We start from the raw sequence: 21,399 nt of genomic DNA, 5'->3' as shown, positions 1-21,399 counted from the left end.
CGTCTGTCCGCTCTTCGCGCAAGCGGCTCATCGCAAGTCACCTTCATCGGCCCGGATGGCCCACTGGGCGAAACGCTCGCCGCTCTCGCGTTGTTTCACGAAGTTGCGGACAACCCGCTCGATGTAGTCGCCGAGTTCGGTGGCCAGCACCTTGTGCTGGCGCAGTTTGCGCCCGAAACCGCTGTCCAGCCCGAGGCTGCCGCCGAGGTGCACCTGGAAGCCCTCCTCGGGGCCGTTGCCGTCGTCCACCATCTGGCCCTTGAAACCGATGTCGGCGACCTGGATGCGGGCGCACGAGTTGGGGCAGCCGTTGATGTTGACGGTGACCGGCACATCGAGCTCCGCGTTGAGGTCGCCCAGTCGTGCCTCGAGTTCGGGAACGAGGTGCTGAGCGCGGCCGCGGGTGTCGGCGAAGCTGAGCTTGCAGTACTCGATACCGGTGCAGGCCATCAGGTTCTGACGCCAGTGCGATGGCTGCGACTGCAGGCCCAGGGCATCCAGACCGGTGCGCAGGGCATCCAACTTGTCGTCGGGCACGTCCAGGATGATCAGCTTCTGGTAGGCGGTCAGGCGCGCGCGATCCGAGCCGGCGGCCTCCATCAGATCGGCCACCTTGGTCAGGATGGTGCCCGAAACACGTCCGGCGATCGCCGAGACGCCGACCGCGTTGAGGCCGTTGCGGATCTTTTGCACACCCACGTGGTCGACGGTGTGCGGCACCTGCTCGGGAGCCGGGCCGTCGTGCAGCTTGCGGTGCAGGTATTCCGTCTCGAGAATTTCCCGAAACTTTTCTACGCCCCAGTCTTTGACCAGGAACTTCAGCCTCGCCTTCGACCGCAGGCGGCGGTAACCGTAATCGCGGAAGATACCGACCACGCCCGCCCACACTTCGGCGACCTCTTCGAGCGGCACCCACACGCCGACGCGCTGCGCCAGCATCGGGTTGGTGGACAACCCGCCGCCGACCCACAGATCCAGGCCGGGCCCGTGCTCGGGGTGGTTGACCCCGATGAACGACACGTCGTTGATCTCGTGGGCGACGTCCTGCAAGCCCGAGACGGCCGTCTTGAACTTGCGGGGCAGGTTGGAGAATTCCGGGCTGCCGATGTAGCGCTGCTCGATCTCGCGCAGCGCCGGTGTCGGGTCCAGCACCTCGACCAGCGAGTCGCCGGCCAGGGGAGAGCCCAGCATGCCGCGCGGGCAGTCGCCGCAGGCTTCCATGGTCTGCAGGCCGACCTCGTCCAAGCGGCGCCAGACCTCGGGGATGTCCTCGATGCGCAGCCAGTGGTACTGCAGGTTCTCCCGGTCGGTGATGTCGGCGCTGTCGCGCGCGAAGTCGACCGAGATCTGTCCGAGGGTGCGGACGGCTTGGACCGAGAGAGCCTTGCCGTCGGTGCGCACCCGCATCATGAAGTACTCGGCCTCGAGCAGGTCGGCGTTGTCGTCACCGGTGAAGGTGCCGTCGTAGCCCTCAGTGCGCTGGGTGTAGAGACCCATCCATCGGAACCGGCCGCGCAGGTCGTCCTTGGCGATGCTGGCGAAGCCGTCCCGCGAGTAGACGTCGATGATGCGGGCCCGCACGTTGAGTGCGTCGTCTTCCTGCTTGAACTGCTCGTTGTGATTGAGCGGCTCGCGGTTGCCCAGCGCCCACTGGCCTTCGTCGCGTGGGCGCTTGGCGGGCCGGTCGGCCTTGGCAGGTGCCTCGGGGGTGGTCACTGTTGTGCTCCTCGGATAAAGGAGCTGGCATGCAGACCGCGCAGATCACCGGTGGCTGTCCGGCGGCGCAGATCCGGTGCCAGCTGAAACTATGGGGCGGGCGGGGTCCGAAATCAACGCATGATGCAAGGCAGACAGCAACAGCTACAGACGCGCTTGTAATCGACATGCCGACGAGCCACCAGCTGTACGCGGGTGGTGCTGTTGTGGGCGGCAGTCACGCCCGCCATTGTGCCACGATTGTCGTCACCTGCCCTAACCGGGCCATATTTGCGCTCAGGGTGAGCAAAAGTCGTCGCTGGACAGTCTGGGAAAATCAGATCATGACCATGCGCACCGAGCTCGCCGGCCAACCCCAGTTGGCATACGTGCCGGGACGCGCGTTCGGCATCTACATCCATGTCCCGTTCTGTGCCACCCGATGCGGATACTGCGACTTCAACACCTACACGGCGTCCGAGCTGGGGGGAGCCAGCCCTGACGGCTGGCTGGCCGCGCTGCGCGTCGAACTGCGACTGGCGGCGGCCACCGTCGGCTCCGTGCCGGTGCAGACGGTGTTCGTGGGCGGCGGCACGCCCTCGCTGCTCGGCGGTGCCGGCCTGGCCGCGGTGCTCGGAGCGGTCCGCGACAACTTCGACCTGGCGGTCGATGCCGAGGTGACCACCGAGGCCAATCCGGAATCCACCTCTCCGGAGATGTTCGCGACTCTGCGTGAGGCCGGATACACCCGAATTTCTCTCGGTATGCAGTCGGCCGCGCCGCAGGTGCTGGCGGTGCTGGACCGCACGCACTCCCCGGGGCGCGCACCGGCAGCGGCCGTGGAAGCCAGGGCCGCGGGATTCGAGCACGTCAGCATCGACCTGATCTACGGCACACCGGGGGAGAGCGACGATGATCTGCGGCGGTCGATCGACGTCGCCGTGGGCGCCGGCGTCGACCACGTGTCGGCGTACTCGCTGATCGTGGAGGACGGCACCGCGCTGGCCCGTCGGGTGCGCCGCGGTGAGATCGCCCGGCCCGACGACGACGTCCTGGCGCAGCGTTACGAGTTGCTCGATGCCGCGCTGTCCGCGGCCGGCCTGCACTGGTACGAGGTGTCGAACTGGAGTCGCGAGGGCGGGGAGTGCCGGCACAACCTCGGCTACTGGGACGGTGGCCAGTGGTGGGGGGCCGGACCGGGAGCACACGGCTTCCTGGGCGCCACCCGCTGGTGGAATGTCAAGCATCCCAATACCTATGCGCAGTCGCTCGCCGAAAATCGGCTGCCGATAGCCGATTTCGAACAGCTCGACGATCTTGACCGGCACGTTGAGGACGTGATGCTGCGAGTCAGGGTCCGTGATGGCCTCCCGGTGGCGCTGCTCGACACTGTCGAATTGGCTCGCGCCGAAACGCTGTGTAGTGAAGGGCTTCTCCTCCGGCAACGCGATGCCCTGGTGCTGACCGACCGTGGTCGCCTGCTCGCTGACGCGGTCGTCCGGGACTTGCTGGGGTAGGAGACACAACCAGCGGGCGTCTGTGCGAAGCCTGTGAGACGCCTGTGTTAGCGCTGGAGCCAGGTGTGCAAATCCTATGCGGGAGATATTGATTCCGTAGTAGATACGTGGCAAGTACGTAGGTCTGTGCGATGAGTAAGGCAAGGCTACGCTTTGCGGAATGCTCACACGGAACGACCAAGCTGACTGCAATGCTTCGGCCGCGCTCGCCTCGTTCGAGCTGCCTGCAGGTGACAACGCGACCGGCCCAGCCGATTTGGTCGCCGAGATCGCTCGCGCGCTGTCCGAGGATGGCAGCGATTACGTGGTGTACGAGCGGGGAAACCGGTGGATTCTGGCTTGCGGAGCGCAGTGTGGTGTCGAGTTGGACAGCGATGAACTGCGACTCACCCGGGATGGCGCGGTAGCGGCCCGTCGGTCATGGACCGGTAAGCCGGGCGGTGTGCTCGGCGAAGCGGTGGATCTCATGCTTGCCGACTCGGAAACCTATGCCGACACCGCATTCGGCTGGGTCGCATTCGAATTCGGCGCGTTCAAGTTCGGTCTCGAGGACCGGTTGGCGCCGAAGACACCGTTGGCCCGGGTCTTCAGCCCGCGGGTGCAGATCGAGGTCACCGCGGAACGGGTCACCGTGCTCGGTGGCGGCGAGATCCACCACGATGTCGTGCGGCGCCTGATCGCCGAGGGAGTCGCGCCCACCGCCGCCCCCCGAGGCGTTGACATCCGGCAGGACGGCAGCGCCTACCGCGACCGGGTGGCGTCCGCGATCGACGAGATCGGACGGGGTCGGTATCAGAAGGTGATCCTGTCGCGGAGCTTCGACGTACCCTTCCGCCTCGACTTCCCGTCGACCTACCGGCTGGGCCGCCGGCACAACAATCCGGCCCGGTCATTTCTGTTGCGGCTCGGTCCGCTGCGTGCGCTCGGCTACAGTCCCGAACTCGTTGCCGCCGTGCACCAGGACGGGCTCGTGGTGACCGAACCACTGGCCGGAACCCGGGCTTTCGGCCGCGGCGCCGCCAACGATCAGGCGGCCCGCGACGACCTGGAGTCCAACTCCAAGGAAATCGTCGAACACGCGATATCGGTACGCAGTTCGCTCAAGGAGATTGCCGAAGTCGCCGAACCCGGCACGGCGACCGTCACCGACTTCATGACCATTCGTGAGCGCGGAAGTGTCCAGCACCTGGGATCCACGGTGGGGGCCCGTCTCGACCCGTCGATGGACCGCATGGACGCACTGGAAGCGCTGTTCCCGGCGGTGACGGCATCGGGAATTCCCAAGGCGGAGGGCGTCGAGGCGATTCTTCGCCACGACGAACTGCCCCGTGGACTGTATTCGGGCGCCGTGGCGATGTTCTCGGCCGACGGTTCGCTCGATGCAGCGCTCGCGCTACGGGCTGCCTATGAAGCCGACGGCCACACCTGGCTGCGGGCCGGAGCCGGGATCATCGCCGAGTCCACGCCCGACCGCGAGTTCGAGGAGACCTGCGAGAAGCTGAGCACGTTGTCGCCGTACCTCGTCGAGGGAGCCGAACCGACATGTGAGTGAGCTAACACGCCGACGGCGGCCACCCGCGATCGCGAACAGGTAGCCACGACCGCCGCCTCGATCGATAAACACGCACGTCATCGCCACCTGGGGGCGTCCCAGAAGATTCACAGCTGGTTCTGAGGTAGAACTCCTGCTCTCTCGGATCGTGTGCCACTATTGTCCGCATGTCGGCAGCGTATTTAGGCAAGCCTATCCAGACTTACCTTCGGACGGGGTCCTGCTGACATGGGACCCGACCACTCGACCCCGGAACCCATAGCCGTCATCGGGTTGGGCTGCCGCGTCGCGGGCAATGTCGCGACGCCGGCGGATTTCTGGAACTTCCTCGTCGAGGGCCGTAGCCACGTCACCGAGGTGCCCGAGGAGCGCTGGGAGCCCTACCTGCGGCGTGATCCGCGTAATGCGGCTGTCCTGCGTGAAGTCACCCGGCTCGGCACCTTCCTCGACGATCTCGCCGGCTTCGACGCCGAGTTCTTCGGCGTCTCGCCACGCGAGGCCGAGGTGATGGACCCTCAGCAGCGGCTCGCGCTAGAGGTCAGCTGGGAGGCTCTCGAACACGCCGGGGTTTCGCCGAGGGCGCTGGCCGGCAGCGACACCGCGGTGCTGATGGGCGTCAACTCCGACGACTACGGCAAGTTGATCATGGAGGACCTGCCGGGCATCGACGCGTGGACCGGTATCGGTACTTCGCTGTGCGGCATCGCCAACCGGGTCTCGCATCTGCTCGATCTCCGCGGGCCGAGTGTCGCGCTGGACGCCGCGTGCGCGGCCTCGTTGGTCGCGGTGCATCAGGCGTGCCAGATGCTGCGGGCAGGCGAGACCTCCCTTGCCCTGGCCGGCGGCGTCAGCGCCTTGATCGGCCCCGGCTTGACGCGCGTGCTCGATGAGGCCGGAGCCACGGCCCCCGACGGCCGCTGCAAGACCTTCGATGCCGCAGCCGACGGCTACGGCCGCGGTGAGGGAGCCGGCGTCGTGGTCCTCAAACGACTCGCCGACGCCGAACGCGACGGCGACCGCATCCTGGCGGTCGTACGGGGCGGTGCCACCGCCCAGGACGGGCGAACGGTGGGCATCATGTCGCCCAACGGCGCCGCGCAGGCCGACATGTTCCGGCGCGCATGCGCGATGTCGGGAGTCGAACCAGCCGGCGTCGGCTACATCGAGGCGCACGGAACCGGAACTCCCACAGGCGATCCCACCGAGGTCGGGGCGCTGGCCGAGGTGTACGGCGTCGGACGCGCTGATCAGGACCGCTGCCGTATCGGTTCGGTCAAACCCAACATCGGCCACCTCGAGGGCGGTGCCGGGGTGATGGGCCTGATCAAGACCGTCCTGGCTCTGCACCACGAGGCGATCCCGCCCACCGCCGGCCTGCGGCAACTGACCGCCGCCGTCGACTGGGACAGCAGCGGACTTCGGGTGCCCACCGAGGTCGAACCCTGGCCGCGCACAGACACCCCTCGTCAGGCCGCGGTGTGCAGCTACGGCTACGGCGGCACCATCGCGCATATCTTGCTCGAAGAGGCTCCGGCACAACAGGACTCCCCACTGGAGGTGTCCGGCCCGGTCATCGTCCCGCTCTCGGCGCGTTCCGTGCAGCGACTGACCCGCCAGGCCGAAGCGCTTGCCGATCATCTGCGCGCGGGCCATCAGGAAGTGGCGCCGGTGGCCACCACATTGTGGGCCCGGCGTTCGCACGAACCGGTCCGGGCCGCTGTCATCGCCGAGCATCGGCATGAACTGATCGCCGGCCTGGATGCACTGTCGCAAGGTGAGGCCGGTGGCGGTGTGGTCACCGGAGAACTTCCCGGCGGGCAGGCGCGGGACGCCGTGTGGGTGTTCTCGGGACATGGCTCGCACTGGACCGGTATGGGCCGTGAGTTGCTCACGGCCGAGCCAACTTTCGCGCGCGTCATCGACGAGGTGGACGAGGTCTTCGGGCGCGAGCTCGGCTTCTCCGCCCGCGAGGCGCTGAGCAGCGGCGAGTTGGGTGGCACCGACCGGATCCAGGCGCTGACCTTCGCGATGCAGGTCGGTCTGGCCGCGGTACTGCGCGAGCGCGGCGTGCGTCCTGCCGCGGTGATCGGTCACTCGGTCGGTGAGGTCGCGGCGTGCGTGGTCTCCGGGGTGTTCGAACTGCGCCAGGGTGCCGCCGTGGCGTGCTACCGGGCCCGCGGGTTCCGCGCCGTGATGGGTTGCGGCGCCATGGCTTTGGTCCGGCTGCCGTTCGCGGAGGCGCAACGGCGGCTCGGCGAACGCACCGACGTGGTGGCGGCCATCAGCGCCTCGGCGGAATCCTGTGTGATCTCGGGCCAGACCGAAGCGGTGGAGCGGGTCTGCGAATCCTGGGCAGCCGACGGCATCGTGGTGCGCCGGGTGAACACCGACGTGGCATTCCACAGCCCCGCGATGGACGATCTGACCGGTGCCCTGGCCGACAGCGTCGCGGGGCTCGAGCCGCCGCGGGACGCGGTGATCCCGCTGTACACCACGGCATTGGCCGACGCGCGCTCCGGCGCACCGAGGGACGCCGACTATTGGGTGCAAAACCTGCGCGGGCAGGTCCGGTTCGCCGAGGCCGTCACAGCGGCAGCCGAAGATGGACACCGGCTGTTCCTCGAAGTGTCCGCACATCCCGTGGTTTCACACTCGATCGTCGAGACCCTGCTGCACCTGGGCATGGACGACCACGCGGTGGTACCGCTCCTGCGTCGCGACACGAGCGAGTCGCCGGCGGTCATGACCGCGATCGCCACGCTGTACTGCCACGGCGCCGAGATCGATCATGGTGTCGGCCAGGCTGATCCGTGGGCCGCCGACCTGCCCGTCACCCAATGGCAGCATCGGCACTTCTGGCGGGTGCCCACCGCCGCCCCCGGTGGGCGGGCGGTGCACGACCCCACCGGCCACACGCTGCTGGGCGGGCGTACCGACGTGGCTGGGACCGTCACCACCCGCATGTGGCAGACCCGGCTGGACTTCGACACCCGGCCCTATCCCGGTGACCATCCGGTGCAGGGCACCGAAATCGTGCCTGCCGCGGTGCTGCTGAATACCTTCCTGGCAGCCGGCGCGGCGTCGACGACCGGCGCCGCATTGACAGATGTGCGGCTGCGAACGCCGGTGGCTCCGGCCCGCGCCCGGGATCTCCAGGTGGTGCTCACCGACCGCGAGTTGACCCTGGCCTCGCGGCTGGCCGACGCCGGCGAAGAGTTGGACGGCGGATGGTTGACGCACAGCAGCGCGGTGGTGGATCCGGTCCGCGCGGAGGTCGCCGATGTCGACCTCGATGCGGCCCGCGCCCGCTGCACCGAGTTGCTGCCGCCCCGTCACGTCATCGACACCCTGGCCGAGCTGGGAGTCGCTGCCATGGGATTCGGTTGGGACATCGAGGATCTGCGCCGCGGCGAAGGTGAGCTGCTGGCCCGGGTGACATCCGAGCCCGACGGCACACAACCGAGCACGTGGGCCTCACTGGTGGACGCGGCCACCTCGGCTGCCTCGACGACGTTCGACGGTCCGCCCCGGTTGCGGATGCCTGCCGCCATCGAAAGGGTGCAGGTACAGGCCGCGCCGCCGGCGACCGCGATGCTGTCGGTGCGTCGCAGGCCGGGCACCACCACCACCGATGTGGCGATCACCGACGAGTCCGGAACGGTGCTGCTCTCCATCGACGGAATGACCTTCGAGGAGCTGGAGAATCCCGGCCGCGAGTCCTCGGCGACCGATGTCCGCCGGATCGTGCACCGGGTGTCGTGGCATCCGGTGCCGGCTCGCGGCGAGCGCCCGCCCAGTGGGGTGGTGCTGGTGGGCGGTGACGTCGACAGGCTGGAAGCCGCCGTGGACGATCTGACCGAGGCCGGCGTGCCGTACGTGGCGGTGGAAGACCCGACGGAGTTGGAATCGATCGTCGATTTCGGCTCCCTGCCAAGCGAACTGGGCGATCACGCCGTCGTGCTGGTGTTGCCGCGCGACGATGACGCACCCGAGGCCGCCGTGGACCTGGTGGTCCGGACATTGGCCTTGCAGCAGCGCGTGGGCTTGTCGGCGCGGCTGTGGGCGCTCACCGTTGGTGTCCACGAGGGAGCCAACGTGATCCACGCACCGCTGTGGGGCCTCGGCCGGGTCGCCGCAGCCGAGCATCCGCAGTTGTGGGGCGGTGTCGTCGACGTGGCCGACGGGCGCCTTCCGCTGACGGCGCTGGGATCAACGGCTGGGCACGGAGTCCTGGTGGTCCGCGACGGGGTGGCCCTGGCCGCCCGCCTGTCCGCATCGGGATCGGGAGTCGCGGTGCAGGCGAGCCCGATGCAGTGCACTCCGGGCGGGACGTATCTGATCACCGGCGGCACCGGTGTGCTCGGCCTGCGGATGGCCCAGCGCCTGGCCGATCTCGGCGCCCGCCGTCTGGTGCTGCTATCACGCTCGGGCCTGGGGGACCGGTCGGCCTGGGCCGAGGGCACCGAGTCTTCGGCAGTGCGTGCGGTCACCGCACTCGAGGAACGCGGAGTGTCGGTCACCGTCGCAGCGGTGGACATCGCAGCACCCGGATCGGCCGATGCGCTGCGGGAGGTGTTGCGCCCGCTGCCGCCGGTGCGCGGTGTCATCCACGCTGCCGGGGTGGAAGCCGGTGCGCTGCTGATGAATACGACCGCCGACGAGTTCGCCGCCGCGATGCATCCGAAGGTGCAGGGAACTCTTGCGCTGCACGAGGTGTTCCCGCCTGCCCAGCTCGACTGGATGGTGCTGTTCTCCTCATGCGGTTACCTGGCCGGTTTCCCGGGGCAGGGTGCCTATGGCTGTGCCAATTCGTTCCTGGACGGCATGGCCCGGCACCGGCGCAGCCTCGGGGACCGCACCACCGCCGTCGCCTGGACCGCGTGGCGCGGTCTGGGGATGGGCTCGACCTCGGAGTTCGTCGCGGCCCAACTCGACGCGCTCGGCATGGGCACGGTCGGAGCCGACGATGCGATGCGCGCGCTCGACCTGGCGATGCGTGAGGACACGGCCAATGTCGTGGTCCTGCCGGTCCTGCCCGCGGCCGCGGCCGTGCCGATCCTGGCGGATGTGGCACCCGAGGAGGAGCCTGACATCGCGGAGCCGGCCGCGGGGGAGTTCGACCCCGAAAAGCTCGCGGCACACGTATTAACCGCGGTGGCAAGCCAATTGGGGCTCGCCGAGTCGGACGTGAACGTGGACCTTCCGCTGGTGGAGCTGGGGGTCGATTCGATCATGACGGTGCGGCTGCGTCGCCAGCTCGAGAAGCAAACCGGGCTGTCACTGCCGCCGACGCTGCTGTGGGAGCACCCCACCGCGGCGGCAGTGACAGCCAGGATCGTCGAGCTGCTGGACCCCGAGGCGGGACGTTCGCTCAGCCGGTGATCGCGGCGATCAACTTCTTCTTGTCGACCTTGCCCACCGCGGTGGCGGGCAGGGTCGACATCGGGACCAACATGTCGGGCCTGGCGTGGGCCGACGCGCCACGTTGGTCGAGGAACTCGTTGAGCTGCACCAGGGTGATCGGCGCGCCCTTGAAAACCACCGCTGCACAGATCTTTTCGCCGAGGTAGTCGTCGGGCAGCGCCACCGCGGCGGCCGCGTAGACCGCCGGGTGGGTCAGCAGGTGGTCCTCCAGGTCGGTGGCCGACACCGTCTCGCCGCCGCGGTGGATGACATCTTTGATCCGCCCCGTCACCTCGACGTAGCCGGCCCTCGGCCCGTCGGTGAAGATTCGGACCCGGTCCCCGGTGCGGTAGAAACCGTCGGGGCTGAAGGACCGGGCATTGGCCTCCTCGGCGCGGTAGTAGCCGTTGAGCGTGTACGGCCCGCGCACCAGCAGCTCACCCTCCTGTCCGGGCGTGACCTCGCTGCCGTCCTCATCGACCACCCGCATCTCGTCGTGCGGGGACATCGGCCGGCCCTGGGTGTGCTCCACCACGTCCACCGGATCGCCGGGCCGAGTGAAATTCAGCATGCCCTCGGCCATTCCGAAGATCTGTTGCAGTCCCGGGCTCAGGCCCTCCCGGATGAAGCGGGCCTCTTCAGGGGACATCCTTGATCCGCCGACCTGGACGACGCGCAGAGAGGTGGGCAGCACCGGCTCCCAGTCGCAGGCCTGGGCCCACAGCTTGGCCAGGGCGTTGACGAGTCCGGTCACGGTGACACCGTGGGTGTTGATCAGTGCGAAGGCCGATTCGGGGCTAGGGTCATCGGTGTAGACGGTGGTCGCACCGACGGTCATCGACCCGAGCAGGCCGGGGCAGGCGAGGGGAAAGTTGTGCCCGGCGGGTAGCACCGCCAAATACACGTCGTCGTGCACCATTTCGCAGGCCTGTGCGCACGCGGCGGCGTTGTAGAGGTAGTCGTCGTGGGTGCGGGGAATGAGCTTCGGTAGCCCGGTGGTGCCGCCGGATACCAGCAGGACGGCCGGACCGCTGGTGTCGACGGTGATGTCCGGCGGGCCGGCTGCTTCGAAGTCTTTGAGGGCTGACCAGGATTGGAAGGGCCCCGGGTCGCCGTCGACGAGCACGTGGCGCAACCGCGGGTGTTCGGCGACGATCTGGGCGGCCAGGTCGCGGTGGTCGAATCCGGCGATGACGTCGGGGATCACGAGTCCGACGGCGCCGCTGACCGCGGCGAAGTGGCCGAGCTCGGCCGATCGGTGACCGGGCAGGCACAACACCGGGACAGCGCCCGCGCGCAGTAAACCGAAAGTGGCAACGGCGAATTCGCGGGTATTCGGCAGCTGAACCAGGATGCGGTCGCCGGGCGCGATCCCGCGGGCGGCGAGTGCCGCGCCGATGCGGTCGGCCAGCGCGTCCAGTTCGGCGAAGGTGTGGACACCGGTGGCGTCGACCACGGCGGGCTTGTCGGGCCAGCGCTGCGCCGCCTCGCGCAGGATGCTGTCCAGCGGTTTGCCCTGCCAGTAGCCGAGCTCGCGGTACACCTCGGCACGGTCCTCGGGGAACGGGGTGAATCCGTTTGCCAGTTCGTCCAGTTCGCGGTCAAAACCGGTGGTCATCGGTGTTCTGGCTCCCCTCGGGTAAGTGTGTCGGCAGATCGAATATAGGATAACCTCCACTAAGTTAGGGCAGCCTTTACTAATTGTTCGGAGGATGGTGAGCGTGGTGGCGACGAATTCCCAGACGGTCCGCGACGAGGTCGCCGAACTCCTGGGTGTCAGCCCTGATGATGTCGACCCCGACGCTGATCTGATCGCCTCCGGGCTCGACTCGATCCGGATGATGTCGCTGTCGGGCCGGTGGCGTAAGCAGGGCATCAACGTCGGATTCGCGGCTCTGGCAGCCAATCCCACTGTTTCGGCATGGATCGACCTGGTCGCCGAACACACCCCGGATGCCCCGGCCGAGGACCCCGTGACCGAAACCGGTGGTGCGGGTGAGGACGGTGAACCGTTCCCGCTGGCCCCGATCCAGCACGCCTTCTGGGTGGGCCGTAACCAGGATCAGCAGCTCGGCGGCGTCGGCGCGCACCTGTACGTCGAGTTCGACGGAACCGGTGTCGACCCGCAGCGGCTGCAGGCGGCCGCGGCGAAACTGGCTGCGCGCCACCCCATGCTGCGGGTCGAGATCCTGCCCGACGGGACCCAGCGGATCGGTGACCGCCCGTTGCCGGTCACTGTCTACGACCTGCGCGATCTGGATGAGGCTGCGGCACAAGCACAGTTGGAGCTCACCAGGGAGACCAAATCCCATCAGATGCTGCACGACGAAGTTCTGCAGCTGAGCTTGTCACTGCTGCCCGGTGGGCGCACGCGTCTCCATGTCGACATGGACATGCAGTGCGCGGATGCCGTCAGCTACCGCAATTTCATGGCCGATCTGGCTGCGTTCTACCGCGGCGTCGAACTGCCCGCTCTGGGCTACACGTACCGCGAATACCGGGCCCGGCTGACCGCGTCGGCGCCGCCGCCGTCGGAACGGGATCGGCAGTGGTGGTCCGATCGCGTGCCCGATCTGCCGGATCCGCCTGCGCTGCCACTGGTTCCGCTGTCGGATCAGCGCAACCCGCATCGCAGCATCCGGCTGTGGCAGGTGCTCGACGTGCCGACCCGCGACGCATTGTTCGCGGCGGCACACCGGCGCGGGATCACCCCGGCCATGGCGGTCGGGGCGTCATACGCCAATGCACTGGCGCACTGGTCGACACAGTCCCGGTTCCTGCTCAACCTGCCGATGTTCGGCCGGGAGCCCTACCACCCCGATGTCGATAAGCTCGTCGGTGACTTCACCTCGTCGCTGTTGCTCGACATCGATCTGACGGGTGCCGATACCCCCGCCGCCCGGGCCAGGGTGGTGCAGGAGACGCTGCACGCGACCGCCGCGCATTCCTCGGTGTCGGGGCTCGATGTGCTGCGGGACATGAGCCGCCACCGCGGCAGCCAGACGCTGGCCACCATCGTCTACACCAGCGCACTGGGACTGGGTGACCTGTTCGCAGGCGACGTCACCGACCAGTTCGGGGCGCCGGTATGGACCATTTCGCAGGGCCCACAGGTACTGATCGACGCGCAGGCCACGCCGATCGCCGACGGTCTGATGATCAACTGGGACGTTCGGATCGAGGCGTTCCGGCCTGGCGTGGCCGAGGCCATGTTCGCCTATCACCTGGACGAACTGCGGCGCCTGGCCACCGATGACGCGGCCTGGGATGCCCCGGATCCGCCCGCTGCCTCCGCGCAGCAACGCCAGGTGCGCGCCGAACTGAACGCGTCGGCCTCGACACCCAGTGGCGATGTCCTGCACACCGGATTTCTCGCCAACGCGGACGCGGCCCCGGATGCGCCAGCGGTGTTCTGCAGCGCAGGCAATCTCACCTACGGCGAGTTGCGGGACAAGGTGCTGGCCGTGGCGGCCGCGCTGCAGTCCCGCGGAGTGTGCCGGGGTGAAGTGGTCGCGGTGCTGGGTCCCAAGAGTGTCGAGCAGGTCATCGCGCTGCTGGCCATCTCGATGGCGGGCGCGGCATATCTGCCGGTCGGTGTCGACCAGCCCGCCGATCGGGCTGCGCGGATCCTGCACACCGGTGGCGTCGACTTCGCCCTGATCTGTGGATCGGGGTCAGAGCATCCCGCGTTGCCGCACCTGACCGTCGCCGACGCCGAGATCATCGGTGATCCGGCGCATTTCGAGCCGGTCAGCCTGACCCCGGATGACCTGGCCTACGTGTTGTTCACCTCGGGCTCCACCGGGGAGCCCAAGGGCGTCGAGATCACCCACGACGCGGCGATGAACACGATCGAGTTCATCAACGACCACTTCGACATCGGCCCGGCCGATCGTTGCCTGGCGTTGTCTCACCTGGAATGCGACCTGTCGGTGATCGACGTCTACGGGACCCTGCGGTCCGGCGGCTCCATGGTCGTCGTCGACGAGGAACACCGCCGCGATCCGGATGTGTGGATCAGGCTGATCGACGAGCACCAGGTGACGGTGCTGCATTTCCTGACGGGCTGGCTCGAGATGCTGGTGACCGCCGGCGGAGCCGGCACATCTGGCACCGCCGGCGGAGCCGCCACATCTGGCACCGCCGGTCCTCTCTCATCCCTGCGGGTGGTGCCCACCGGAGGTGACTGGGTGCGTCCCGACCTGGTGCGGGCGCTGCGCGCCGCGGCGCCGGGGGTTCGTTTCGCCGGCCTCGGCGGGGCGACCGAGACCGCGACACACAACACGATCTTCGAAGTCGGATTCGGTGACGACGCCCTGCCGGCGCACTGGACGTCGGTGCCGTTCGGCGTGCCGCTGACGAACAATTGCTGCCGCGTCGTCGACGCCAGAGGCCAGGACTGCCCTGACTGGGTCCCAGGAGAGCTCTGGGTCGGTGGACGCGGCATCGCCCGCGGGTACCGCGGACGCCCCGACCTGACCGCGGAACGCTTCGTCGAGTACGACGGGCGCCGCTGGTACCGCACCGGGGACCTGGTGCGTTCCTGGCCCGACGGCACCCTGGAATTCGTCGGCCGGGCCGATCATCGGATCAAGGTGAGCGGCTTCCGCATCGAGCTGGGCGAGGTCGAAGGCGCATTGTGCCGCGTTCCCGGTGTGGACGCGGCGGTCGCGGTGCTCGTTCCCGTCGAGGGCGGCCACGATCTGCTGGGTGCGGTGGTACGCGCAGATCAGGCCGGCCACGACCAGGGCCTGGATCCGGAATCGGTGACCACCGCACTGGCCGAGATGGTGCCGGCGCACATGATCCCGCAGGTCCTTCTGGTGGCCGACGAGATTCCCTACGCCCGTGGCAAGGCTGACCGCATCGCGGTGGTGCGGATGCTCACCGCGGTCGGGGCTCCGGAGGCCAGGGGTTACCGGGCGCCGTCGGGTCCGCTGGAAACCGCCCTGTGCGCGATCTTCGGCGAGGTTCTCGGGCAGTCCGGCGTCGGCGTCGACGACGATTTCTTCGCCCTCGGCGGCGACTCGGTGCTGGGGACGCAGCTGGTGGCGCGGATCCGGGACTGGCTCGACACCTCGACCGTCATGGTCGCCGACGTCTTCGCGGCCCGGACGGTGGCCGAGATGGCCGTGTTGCTGTCCGGCCGGGAGGCGGGTTCGGACCGTCTTGAGCTCGTTTCCGAGCTGTATCTCGAGGTCGCAGGCATGGACAGCGCCGATGTGGCCTCCGAGTTGGCACGCACGTCCCCAGAACCCGCGTTGGGCAACTAAGGTTAGAGTTACTTCAGTTAGGGCAGGCTTTGCTTATCGTCAGGAGGTCGTTGTGGACGCCGTAAGTCGCACGACTACACAGACCACGCACACCGTCGCGGCCGAGCCGCTGCACCAGGGCTTCTTCACACACGCGCACGGTGCGCCCGACGACATCGCCGTGATGGGGCCGACAACGTGCTGGACCTACTCGCAGTTGCGGGAGCAAACGCTCGCGGTGTCCGGGGCCCTCGCGGTGGCCGGGGTCCGCAGAGGTGATCGGGTCGCGATCGTGGGCCCCACCGGTCTGGACACGGTGATCGCCACGTTGGGCATCCTCGCGGCCGGTGGCGTCTGCGTCCCGATCGACACCGCCGACCCGGCCGAACCGGTTTTGGAGCGCACCGGCGTGCGCATGGCACTGTTCACCGGCGACGGACCGCCCAACTGGTTACCCGCACTCACCGTCTCCGAAGCGCTGCGCATCGGGGCTCGCACGGGCGACGTCACCCCGGTGCCCTCGGGGCCGTCGGATCCCGCCTTCCTCCTGGGCTCGCTCGACGAGGACGGATTCTCGGTGGTGACCCACGCCGCCGCTCACGATGCGGTCGTGGAACTGAGCGCGCGCCTCGGCGTCAGCGGCGATGACCGCATCGGAGCGTTCTCGGCTGCCGGTGCCGCGGCGCCGATCCTGATGGTGCTGGTGGCGCTGACCGCGGGCGCAGGCATCGTCGTCGCCGACGATGCCCCGCGCCGCAACCCCGAGCGGCGGATGAACAGCTTCGCGCTGGCCGCACGGCGTCGGGATGCGGTGGCCGCTCTCGACACCGCTGTGCCGTCGTGACGCCGCCGGATACCCAGATCACGGTCAAGCCCTGGGTGAAGCGCTATCCAGGGTCCGAGAGCTCAACAGCCACGTTGGTGTTCCCGCATGCCGGTGGCGCGGCGCTGGCCTACCGCGGGTTCGGGATGGCGCTGGCCGCAGCAGGGTCCGACGCCTACGTCATGCAATACCCGCAACGCGGCGATCGGTTGTCCCATCCGGCCGCGCCCACAGTGGGCGCACTCGCCGAGGATCTCTTCGACGCGGCCGACTGGGGCGCCGTCGGATCGATCCGGCTGTTCGGTCACTGCATGGGCGCGGTGGTGGCCTTCGAGTTCGCCCGCATCGCCGAGCGCAACGGTGTGGCGGTCGAGGCCCTGTGGGTGTCGGCCAGCGAGGCGCCGTCGGCCGTGGCGGCCGCGCCCGCACTGCCGATGGCCGAGTCCGAGATCCTGGCCGAGATGGTCGATCTCGGCGGCACCGATGAAGCGCTGCTCGCCGACGAGGATTTCGTCGAACTGCTCCTGATGGCGGTGCGCGCCGACTACGCGGCATTCAACCGCTACTCGTGTGACGCCGACGTGACGATCGGGGCCGACATCTATGCGCTGGGTGGCGACCGCGACCACCGGATCAGTGAAGACATGTTGCGGCGCTGGGAATCCCACACCACCGGGGCCTACACCTGCTCGATGTTCGACGGCGGGCACTTCTACCTCAACGAGCAGCTCGAGGATGTGGCGGAGCTGGTCAATGAGCTCTAGCGGGCAGCAGATCGAGCCCGACACCGCGGATCCGGTGGTGATCGTGGGGATGGCGTTGGAGGCTCCCGGCGGGATCGAGACGGCCGACGACTATTGGTCGCTGCTGGCCGAGCAGCGCGAAGCGCTCGGCCGCTTTCCCACCGACCGCGGCTGGTCCGTACGTGAGCTGTTCGACGGCTCCCGCCGCGACGGCTTCAAACGGATCCACGATCTCGGCGGGTTCCTGTCCAGCGCAGCAACATTCGATCCCGCGTTCTTCGGGATCTCACCGCGTGAGGCAGTTGCCATGGATCCGCAGCAACGCATCGGGCTGCGCATCGCGTGGCGCGCGCTGGAGAACAGCGGCATCAACCCAGACGATCTGGCCGGCCATGACGTGGGCTGTTACGTCGGAGCGTCGGGTCTGGAATATGGGCCGGCACTGTCGGAGTTCTCGCATCACAGCGGGCATCTGATCACCGGCACGTCGCTGGGCGTCATCTCCGGCCGGATCGCCTACACCCTGGATCTGTGCGGCCCGGCGCTGACCGTCGACACGTCGTGTTCGTCGGCGTTGACCGCGTTTCACACCGCCGTGGGCGCGGTGCGGGTGGGGGACTGCGACATGGCATTGGCCGGCGGCGTGTGCGTGATGGGTACTCCCGGCTACTTCGTCGAGTTCTCCAAACAACATGCCTTGTCCGATGACGGTCACTGCCGCCCCTACAGCGCGCACGCGAGCGGGACGGTGTGGGCCGAGGGCGCGGCGATGTTCGTGTTGCAACGCAGATCGGCGGCCCTGCGCAACGGACGGCGCATCATGGCCGAGGTCCGCGCGACCGCGGTGAACCAGGACGGCCGCACCACTGGTTTGACCGCACCCAGCGGCGGTGCTCAGCAGCGGTTGTTCAGCAAGGCGATCGAGCAGGCCGGTGTGCGGCCCGAGGACGTCGGCATGATCGAGGGGCACGGTACCGGCACCCGGTTGGGCGATCGGACCGAATTGCGTTCCCTGGCAGGGACCTACGGGGCCACGGCCCCAGGGGCCGGGGCCCTGCTCGGGTCGGTGAAGTCCAACGTCGGGCATTCACAGGCCGCTGCGGGCGGGCTCGGCCTGGCCAAGGTGATCCTGGCCGCCGAGCGTGCGGCCATCCCGGCCACCCTGCATGTCGATGAGGCCAGCCGCGAGATCGACTGGGATGCCCAGGGTTTGCGCTTGGCCACCAAACTCACCCAGTGGCCCGCGGTCGACGGCCGGCGCATCGGTGCCGTCTCGGCCTTCGGTATGAGCGGCACGAATGCGCATGTCGTCATCTCGGTCCCTGAGGTTCCAGAGGCTCCCGGAGTCGCCGCATGAGCGAGGGTTGCGAGCGAATCGTGCTGCCTGAGGGCGATGCCGGCGAGCGGCGGCCTGAGAGCAGCGCCGACACCTTGCCGGACGGGCGCACCGCCGTCCTGCTGAGCGCGCATGCCGAGGAATTGATCGGCGCCGACGCCGCGGCCATCCTGCGCTATCTGGATTCGCGTCCCGAGGTGAGTCCCGGTGACATCGCCGCCACGCTCCTGTCCACGCGGCGCCTTCGCCGCCATCGGGCCGTGGTGCGGGCCGCCGATCGTGACGATCTCGCCGCGGGCCTGCACGCACTGGCCGCAGGCACCGACCATCCGTTGGTCACCAGGGCTCAGGGCGGGCCGCAGGCATCGGGTGCTCGTGCACGCATCGCCTTTGTGTTCCCGGGCCAGGGCAGCCAATGGCCGTCGATGGGCCGCGAGGCCTATGACCGGTTGCCGGTCTACCGGGCCGAAGTCGACAGGTGCGCGGCGGAATTTCACGCGGCCGGCGCGGCGTCCCCACTGGATTATCTACTGGCCGAACCGGATTCGGGCGCAGTCACCAACGATTACTCCCAGGTGCAGATTCAGGGCGCACAGTTCGTCCACGGCGTTGCGCTCGCCCAGGTCTGGAGTTCCTGCGGCGTGCTGGCCGATATCACCGTGGGCCACAGTCTCGGCGAGATCGGCGCCGCCTACGTGGCAGGCAGCATCACGCTGCCGGAGGCTGTCGCTGTGGTGATCGCCCGCGCCACCATCCTGGACCGGTTGACCGGGCCCTACCGCGTCGCGGTACTCGGGATCACCCCCGACGAGGCGTCGAAAGTGGTCGCCGAGACACCGGGTTGGCTGGAGTTGTCGGTGGTCAACTCTCCGTCATCGGTCGCGGTGTCGGGTGAGACCGACGCGGTCGCCGCGGCAGTAGCGGCCGTGGCCGGACGCGGATTGTTCGCCAAGGAAATCGAGATGTGGTTCCCGGCGCACACCACCGCACTGGACTCGGCTTACTCCGAGCTCGAATCACTCTTGCCTGCAGCGCAATTCAGCGAATCCGCGGTACAGTTCATCGGCTCGTCCACCGCCGACGTGGTCGAGGCGGGTACCGGATTCACCGATTACTGGTACACCAATCTGCGCAGCACCGTGCGGTTCGACCGGGCCATCGAGACGGCCGCCCGTCGCGGCGCGCGCATCTTCGTGGAGCTGTCGGCGCACCCGGCGCTGCTGTTCGCGATGGGCGATCTGCTCGACGACGCGGCCGAGCTCACCGGAGGTCCGGTGGTGATGGTGGGGTCGGGACGACGCGACGAGCCGATCGCCGAGCGCCTCAGCGCCAACATCGTCTCGGTCGCCATGGCCGACCCGGGCTACCGCTGGCAAGACCTGCCCAAGCACGCGCCCGCCCCGCTGCGCGACTTCCCGTTCGCGCCCATGCGGGCCGAACATCTCTGGGCCACACCGCAACCGCTACCGCCGGTAGCAGGCCTGACCGTGGGTGTCGAGCATTGGGTCGAATCAGCCCCAAAGCCGGAACCGGCCGGGCAACGCCGCGTGGCACTGCTCGACCTGTCGGGTGGGCATGGAGCGTCCGATGCGCTGCGCGATGCCGTCGCTGCGGTTTCCGGAGCCACACCCGCCGAGCCTGACGATGCGGATCTGCTGGTCGTGCTGTCACCGATCTCCGACGCCGCCGATACGGTGGCTGCCGCCGAAGAGTTGAGCGGGCGCATCGACGAGGGACTGCTCGACTATGTCGGCGCGATCACGTCCGCGACCCGTGACGTGTGGCTGGTCACCACCGGCGGCGAACAGGTCGGCAGCGAGCGTCTGCGCCCGCAAGCCGCGGCACTGGCCGCGATGCACCGCAGCCTTGGCTACGAGTATCCCGACCAGAGCTTCCGGCACCTGGACCTGCCCACGGCCCCGCTCGACCATGCAGCCGCGGTGGTGGCGATCACCGCCATGCTGACGGACGCGGACCATATCGCCGTGCGGGACAGCGGATCCGGGCCCACGGTGTGGAGCCGTCAGATGCGCGACGACACCTCCGACGCACGAGCGTGGACCGCGGAGTCGGGGATCTTCGATGAGGTGGTCATCACCGGCGGAGCCGGAGCGGTGGGCCTGCATTATGCCCATCACCTCGCCGCCCACGGCGCGCGACGCATCGTGTTGCTCAGCCGCAGCGGACTCGACGATGAACGGTTGTCGAACCTGGCCGACGTGGCTGTTGCAGGGACCGAGATCCTGGCCCCCCGCTGCGATCTCACCGACCCGGCGCAGATCGGCGCGGTGATCGCCGAGTTGTCGATCAGCCCGGCGTCACTGGTGATCCACACCGCCGCATCTGCCACCCTCGCGCCGGGCCGCGACCTGACCGGCGCGGCCGTGCGGGATACGTTCGCGGCCAAGGTGAGCGGCCTGGCCAACCTCGCGGCGGCCTGGCCGCTGCGGCCGGAGGCCCGGATCGTGTTGTGTTCCTCGGTATCCGGCCGGTGGGGCGGATACGGGCACGCCGCCTATTCGGCGGCCAACCGATTACTGGATGCGCTCGCCGAGCAACTGCGGTCCGAGGGGCGGCACGCCACCGCGGTGCGGTGGGGGTTGTGGCCGGGGGACGGCATCATCGATTCGGCCGAGGTGAGCCGAGTAGAGCGGTCCGGACTGCGGGCAATGGCGCCCGACCTCGCGGTGGAGGCCGGTCTGCGGGATTACCCCTCAGATCCACTTGTGTTCACCGCCGATGCCGAGCGACTGCGGACGTTCCTCGGCCCCGATCAGCCCGCCGTTGCCGTCAGCGACGCCCCCGAGGTGCCGGACGGCGATGCAGCTGACGCGGCAGCAGCGATGCGGATCGCGCTGGGGGCCGTGTTGAAGCTCACCGACACCTCCGCACTGGATATCGACACGTCGTTACTGGATCTGGGCGTCGACTCCCTGTTGGCAATCGATCTGCGCAAGAAGCTCAAGAAGGCCACCGGCCGATCGGTGCCGCTGGCCACCATCCTCGGGGGCGCCACCGCCGCCGAAGTGATCGAGCATTTGGAAAGACCTGAAAAGGAAGCATTTTCGCGTGACTGAC

Annotated in this window: 11 protein-coding genes; 8 read left to right on the top strand and 3 right to left on the bottom strand. The window is 68.5% G+C overall.

The window, feature by feature from the left end:
- Positions 1–27: 27 nt before the first annotated feature.
- Positions 28–1,716: a nitrite/sulfite reductase gene (locus QQ25_RS20530; protein WP_039380698.1), complete on the bottom strand. Its 1,689-nt coding sequence runs from the start codon at positions 1,714–1,716 to the stop codon at positions 28–30.
- 113 nt (positions 1,717–1,829) lie between these two features.
- Positions 1,830–1,946, bottom strand: coding sequence for an Ms4527A family Cys-rich leader peptide (locus tag QQ25_RS31645; RefSeq protein ID WP_407661813.1), 117 nt, complete (start codon positions 1,944–1,946; stop codon positions 1,830–1,832).
- 93 nt (positions 1,947–2,039) lie between these two features.
- On the opposite strand from QQ25_RS31645, the gene hemW reads away from it, so the two are divergent.
- The 3 genes from hemW to QQ25_RS20515 all read left to right on the top strand — a co-directional run bounded on the left by hemW (position 2,040) and on the right by QQ25_RS20515 (position 10,146).
- Complete coding sequence (gene hemW / locus QQ25_RS20525; protein WP_039380696.1) at positions 2,040–3,212, top strand: radical SAM family heme chaperone HemW; 1,173 nt, start codon at positions 2,040–2,042, stop codon at positions 3,210–3,212.
- Positions 3,213–3,372: 160 nt separating this feature from the next.
- Positions 3,373–4,764 carry a salicylate synthase gene (locus QQ25_RS20520; protein ID WP_039380694.1) on the top strand — a complete coding sequence of 464 codons (1,392 nt, stop codon included), beginning with the start codon at positions 3,373–3,375 and terminating at the stop codon, positions 4,762–4,764.
- 228 nt (positions 4,765–4,992) lie between these two features.
- The gene (locus QQ25_RS20515; protein WP_039380692.1) at positions 4,993–10,146 is read left to right on the top strand and encodes a type I polyketide synthase; all 5,154 of its coding nucleotides are present in this window, start codon (positions 4,993–4,995) and stop codon (positions 10,144–10,146) included.
- Here the strand turns inward: QQ25_RS20515 and QQ25_RS20510 are convergent.
- A complete protein-coding gene (locus tag QQ25_RS20510; RefSeq protein ID WP_039380690.1) occupies positions 10,136–11,785 on the bottom strand; it encodes a (2,3-dihydroxybenzoyl)adenylate synthase in 1,650 nt (549 codons plus the stop codon). The two genes, QQ25_RS20515 and QQ25_RS20510, sit on opposite strands and share 11 nt — an antisense overlap.
- 94 nt (positions 11,786–11,879) lie before the next feature.
- Here QQ25_RS20510 and QQ25_RS20505 point away from each other — a divergent pair, with 94 nt between their 5' ends.
- Genes QQ25_RS20505 through mbtD form a run of 5 tightly spaced genes read left to right on the top strand, consistent with a single transcriptional unit; the run spans position 11,880 to position 21,398 of the window.
- Positions 11,880–15,440 carry a non-ribosomal peptide synthetase gene (locus tag QQ25_RS20505; protein ID WP_039380689.1) on the top strand — a complete coding sequence of 1,187 codons (3,561 nt, stop codon included), beginning with the start codon at positions 11,880–11,882 and terminating at the stop codon, positions 15,438–15,440.
- Positions 15,441–15,492: 52 nt separating this feature from the next.
- Entirely contained in the window at positions 15,493–16,263 is a 771-nt protein-coding gene (locus tag QQ25_RS20500) for an AMP-binding protein (protein WP_039380687.1), read from the top strand.
- A complete protein-coding gene (locus QQ25_RS20495) occupies positions 16,260–17,006 on the top strand; it encodes a thioesterase II family protein (RefSeq protein ID WP_039322072.1) in 747 nt (248 codons plus the stop codon). The genes QQ25_RS20500 and QQ25_RS20495 overlap by 4 nt, the downstream gene beginning before the upstream one ends.
- Positions 16,996–18,342, top strand: coding sequence for a beta-ketoacyl [acyl carrier protein] synthase domain-containing protein (locus QQ25_RS20490; protein ID WP_052235937.1), 1,347 nt, complete (start codon positions 16,996–16,998; stop codon positions 18,340–18,342). Before QQ25_RS20495 ends, QQ25_RS20490 begins: the two co-directional genes overlap by 11 nt.
- A complete protein-coding gene (mbtD, locus tag QQ25_RS20485; protein ID WP_082017613.1) occupies positions 18,339–21,398 on the top strand; it encodes a mycobactin polyketide synthase MbtD in 3,060 nt (1,019 codons plus the stop codon). Before QQ25_RS20490 ends, mbtD begins: the two co-directional genes overlap by 4 nt.
- Position 21,399 lies beyond the last annotated feature (1 nt).

This window comes from Mycolicibacterium setense (assembly GCF_000805385.1).
Taxonomy (GTDB): Bacteria; Actinomycetota; Actinomycetes; order Mycobacteriales; family Mycobacteriaceae; genus Mycobacterium; species Mycobacterium setense.
This window is presented reverse-complemented; position numbering and strand designations above follow the sequence as displayed.